Here is a 4,431-nt window from a genome sequence, read left to right as displayed (position 1 = left end):
CGTCAGGCGCGCGCGGCCTCCGACAGGCGCCGCGCGGCGGCGAGGGCCTGGTCGAGGTCGGCCTTCAGGTCGGCGATGTTCTCGAGACCCACCGACAGGCGCACGAGGCCCGGGGTGACACCCGAGGTCAGCTGCTGCTCGGGAGTGAGCTGCGAGTGCGTCGTCGAGGCCGGGTGGATGACGAGCGAGCGCACGTCGCCGATGTTGGCGAGGTGGCTGAACAGCTCCAGCGAGTTGACGAACTCGCGGCCCGCCTCGACACCGCCCTTGAGCTCGAACGACAGCACCGCACCGACGCCCTTGGGGGCGTAGTTGTTGGCGGCGGCGTACCAGGGCGACGTGGGCAGGCCCGAGTAGTTCACGCTCGCGACGTCGTCGTGGCTCTCGAGCCACTCGGCGATCTCTTGCGCGTTCTGCACGTGGCGCTCGATGCGCAGCGACAGGGTCTCGAGGCCCTGGATGAGCAGCCACGCGCTGTGCGGCGCGATCGAGGCACCGAGGTCGCGCAGCAGCTGCACGCGCGCCTTGATGATGTAGGCGAGGCCGTCGCCGACCGCGGTGGTGTAGCTCGCACCGTGGTACGAGGGGTCGGGCTCGGTGAGACCGGGGAACTTCTCGACGTTCTGCGACCAGGCGAACTTTCCGCCGTCGACGATGACGCCGCCGATCGTGGTGCCGTGGCCGCCGATGAACTTCGTCGCCGAGTGCACGACGATGTCGGCGCCGTGCTCGAACGGACGGATGAGGTACGGCGTCGCGATCGTGTTGTCGACGATGAGCGGGACGCCGCTCTCGTGCGCGATGTCGGCGACCGTGCGGATGTCGAGCACGTTGATCTTCGGGTTGCCGATCGTCTCGGCGAAGAAGAGCTTCGTGTTCGGGCGGACCGCCGCGCGCCACTCCTCGGCGTCGTCCTGGTTCTCGACGAAGGTCGTCTCGATCCCGAGCTTGGCGAGGGTGTACTTGAAGAGGTTGTACGTGCCGCCGTAGATCGAGCTCGACGAGACGATGTGGTCGCCGGCTTGCGCGATGTTGAGCACGGCGAACGTCTCGGCCGCCTGGCCGCTGGCGACCAGGAGGGCGCCGGTGCCCCCCTCCAGCGCGGCGATGCGCTGCTCGACGACGTCCTGGGTGGGGTTCTGGATGCGGGTGTAGATGTTGCCGAACTCCGCCAGCGCGAAGAGGTTCGCGGCGTGGTCGGCGTTGTCGAACACGTACGACGTCGTCTGGTAGATCGGGGTGGCGCGGGCCTTGGTCACCGGGTCGGGCTGGGCGCCCGTGTGGATCTGCTTGGTCTCGAAACGCCAGTTCTCGGGTGCGGACACGGCTTCTCCTTCGGAAATCTCGGGGGCCGACGACGGATGCCACGGCCTGCTGAGAGCGTAGAGAGAGCCGCCGACACCGACAACAGGGGTGGACACGCGCCGTAACGTTCGCGGCGATCCCGTGTCGCCGCCCGCGGGTAGCGTGGATGCCATGACGAGACGCGCAGTGGTGACCGGGGCCAGTTCGGGGATCGGCGAGGCGACCGCGCGGGAGCTGCGCGCCCGCGGGTGGGACGTCGTGGGGGTGGCACGTCGTGCCGAACGCCTCACCGCGCTCGAGGCCGAGACGGGGATCGTCGCCCACGTGGCCGACCTCACCGACGGTGACGCGGTCGCCACGCTCGCCGCGTGGCTCGACGAGACCGGCGGTGTCGACGCCCTCGTGCACGTCGCCGGCGGGGCGCGCGGCGCGGACCGCGTCGAAGACGGCGACCCCGAGGATTGGCGGTGGATGTTCGAGGCCAACGTGTTGTCGTCGCAGCGGCTCGTGGCATCCCTGCTCCCGCTCCTGCGGCGCGCGGCCGAGCGGGACGGCCACGCCGACCTGCTGTTCGTCACCTCCACGGCCGCGCAGACCGCCTACCCCGGCGGAGCGGGCTACAACGCCGCGAAGGCGGGGGAGTCGATGCTCGTCGCCGCGCTCCGGCAGGAGCTGAACGGCGAACCGTTGCGGGTCATCGAGATCGCGCCGGGCATGGTGCGCACCGAGGAGTTCACCGTCAACCGCCTGGGCGGCGACCAGGCGGGGGCCGACAAGCTGTACGAAGGCGTCGAAGCCCCGCTCGTGGCCGTGAACGTCGCCGACGTCATCGCCTACGCGCTCGAGGCGCCCGGACACGTCAACCTCGACCTCGTGACGATGCGCCCGGTCGCGCAGTCCGCGCAGCACCTGCTGGCGCGCGGTCCGCTGCGGGTGCGCTGACCCCGAGCGCTCAGGCGACCTCGCCGCGCGCCGCCCCCGCGGCGGCCTCGCCCTCCGCGCTGTCGGCGAACGCGACCTTCGGGACGAACAGCAGCAGGATCGCGGCGACGAAGCCGCCGGCCGCGCAGATTCCCCACACGGTCAGGTATCCCGCCAGCGGCGCGGCCGTCGCCGCCACCGCGGCTCCCGCGCCCCCGGCGAGGACGACGCCGAACACCGCCGACGACATCGTCCCTCCGACGGTCTTGGTGGTGTTGGTGAGAGCGGATGCCACGCCCGTCTGTCCGCGCGGAGCCGCCGCCGCGGCTGCCGCCGGCATCGCCGCGACGAGCGCCCCCGAGCCGAGGCCCGCGATCGCCAGGCACAGCAACACGTGCCACAGCTCGACGTGGAGGGGCAGGAGCAGGGCGTACCCGAGGCCGACGAGCACCGCGGCGCCGATGAGGACGACGCGCGGGCTCGCCCGGCGGGAGGTGACCGCGAACAGCACCGCCCCGACGATGAGCGACACGAGGTACACGCCGATGACGTTCGAGCGGTCCGTGGCATCCAGTCCGAGTCCGTAGCCGAGGGAGCGATCCGTGCCGGCGTACGTGGCCAGCGGCCCCTGTGCGCCGAGCAGGCTGATCCCCACGAGGAACGAGGTGGCCTGCACGGGCCACATCTCGGGGCGGCGGAGCACCCGGATGTCGACCGCGGGGTCGGGGCGGCCGAGCTCGTACCGCGCGAACACGACGAGCAGGACGACCCCGAGCACGAGGAGCGGGACGATCACCGCCGGCCCCGGGCCCGCGGGCAGGCGCACGAACGACAGTGCGCCGGTAAGGCACAGCAGGGCGGCGGCGAGCATCACGAACCCGCCGATGTCGAGGCGGCGGCGTCCTGGCATCCGTTCCGATTCGGGGACGCCGAGCCAGATGACGACGCACACGAGGGTCACGGCGATCGCCGGGACCGTGAGGGCGAGACGCAGATCGCCGCCGGTCGCGGCGAACAAGCGTCCGGCGGCGAGGGCGCCGATGATGGCTCCGGCCTGCAGCCCCACGACCAACAGGCCCGCCGCCCGCCGCGTCTGCGAGACACCGCGGCTCTGCCGGCGTCCGCGATCGAAGATGAGCGCGATCTCCAGCGGCAGCCACACGACGTAGAAGCCCTGCAGCGCCCACGCGAGGAGGAACGTCGGGAACGTGTCGGCGAACACCAACCACCAGCTCGCCGCCGCCGTCGCCAGGGCGGAGGCCAGCAGGATCTTCTTGTGGCCGAAGACGTCGCCGAGCTTCGCCAGCACGGGGAGGACGAGGGCGGAGAGCAGCAGCTGTGCCGCTTCGAACCAGTTGACATCGGCGTCGCGGATGCCCAAGTGCACGACGATGTCGGGCAGCAGCGGCACGTAGTACCCCTGCAGGATGCCGCTGGCGAGCTCGACCAGCACGAACCACCCGATGAGTCCCGCGGTCACCCCGAGCGCGGACCCGCGCACCCGACCGACCGCGCCGGAGACGCGCGACATGGCGTGAGGCTAGCACCGCGCGGGGCGGCATCCGGGATTCACCCTAGGGTGAAAGACACACGAAGAGAGGGGATCCGCGTGGCGGAGACGACGGACGAGCGCGAACGGCTGACCTGGGAGGACTTCGGCGTCGCGACGCGAGAGATCTCCCGCGCCATCGTCGCCGACGGATTCCAGCCCGAGGTGGTCGTCGCGATCGCCCGCGGCGGGCTGCTTCCGGGCGGCGCGATCGCCTACGGCCTGGGCGTGAAGAACTGTGGCGCGCTGAACGTGGAGTTCTACACCGGGGTCGGCACCGTTCTCGACGCACCGGAAGTGCTGCCCCCGGCGCTGGACCTGTCGTACCTCGCGGGCCGCCGCGTGCTGCTCGTCGACGACGTCGCCGACAGCGGCCGCACCCTCGACCTGGCGGTGAAGCTCCTCGACCGGCACGGCGCCGAGGCCCGCTCGGCGGTCATCTATTCGAAGCCGACGACGATCATCGCGCCCGACTACTCGTGGAAGGACACCTCGCTGTGGATCGACTTCCCGTGGTCGTTCCAGGGGTCGGTTCACGAGGAAGACGCCGCGTGACGGCGAAGTCCCTCGCCGAGCTCGCCGACGCGGGCCTCATCGACGCCTCGTGGGTGGAGCCCCTCGCGCCGGTGGCGGAGGACATCGCCGCGCTCGGCGAG

Annotated in this window: 4 protein-coding genes; 2 read left to right on the top strand and 2 right to left on the bottom strand. The window is 71.5% G+C overall.

Annotation, left to right across the window (positions count from 1 at the left end; translation table 11 throughout):
• Window positions 1-2 precede the first annotated feature (2 nt).
• Window positions 3-1,325, bottom strand: a complete 1,323-nt coding sequence (locus LQV45_RS18845) for a bifunctional o-acetylhomoserine/o-acetylserine sulfhydrylase (RefSeq protein WP_230008334.1) — start codon at window positions 1,323-1,325, stop codon at window positions 3-5.
• Window positions 1,326-1,476: 151 nt separating this feature from the next.
• Here LQV45_RS18845 and LQV45_RS18840 point away from each other — a divergent pair, with 151 nt between their 5' ends.
• Complete coding sequence (locus LQV45_RS18840) at window positions 1,477-2,247, top strand: SDR family oxidoreductase (protein ID WP_230008333.1); 771 nt, start codon at window positions 1,477-1,479, stop codon at window positions 2,245-2,247.
• A gap of 10 nt (window positions 2,248-2,257) precedes the next feature.
• Here the strand turns inward: LQV45_RS18840 and LQV45_RS18835 are convergent, their stop codons facing one another.
• Complete coding sequence (locus LQV45_RS18835; RefSeq protein ID WP_230008332.1) at window positions 2,258-3,757, bottom strand: MFS transporter; 1,500 nt, start codon at window positions 3,755-3,757, stop codon at window positions 2,258-2,260.
• A gap of 78 nt (window positions 3,758-3,835) precedes the next feature.
• On the opposite strand from LQV45_RS18835, the gene LQV45_RS18830 reads away from it, so the two are divergent.
• Window positions 3,836-4,330 carry a phosphoribosyltransferase gene (locus LQV45_RS18830; protein WP_230008331.1) on the top strand — a complete coding sequence of 165 codons (495 nt, stop codon included), beginning with the start codon at window positions 3,836-3,838 and terminating at the stop codon, window positions 4,328-4,330.
• The last annotated feature ends 101 nt before the right edge of the window (window positions 4,331-4,431 follow it).

It is taken from the genome of Microbacterium sp. Bi128 (assembly GCF_918698205.1).
The sequence above is the reverse complement of the archived record's forward strand: the minus strand, read 5'-3'. Positions and strand labels throughout refer to the sequence as shown.

Coding starts and splice junctions, on each gene's coding strand:
- LQV45_RS18840 (WP_230008333.1), top strand. CDS start 1,477: ATGACGAGACGCGCAGTGGTGACCGGGGCCAGTTCGGGGATCGGCGAG.
- LQV45_RS18835 (WP_230008332.1), bottom strand. CDS start 3,757: ATGTCGCGCGTCTCCGGCGCGGTCGGTCGGGTGCGCGGGTCCGCGCTC.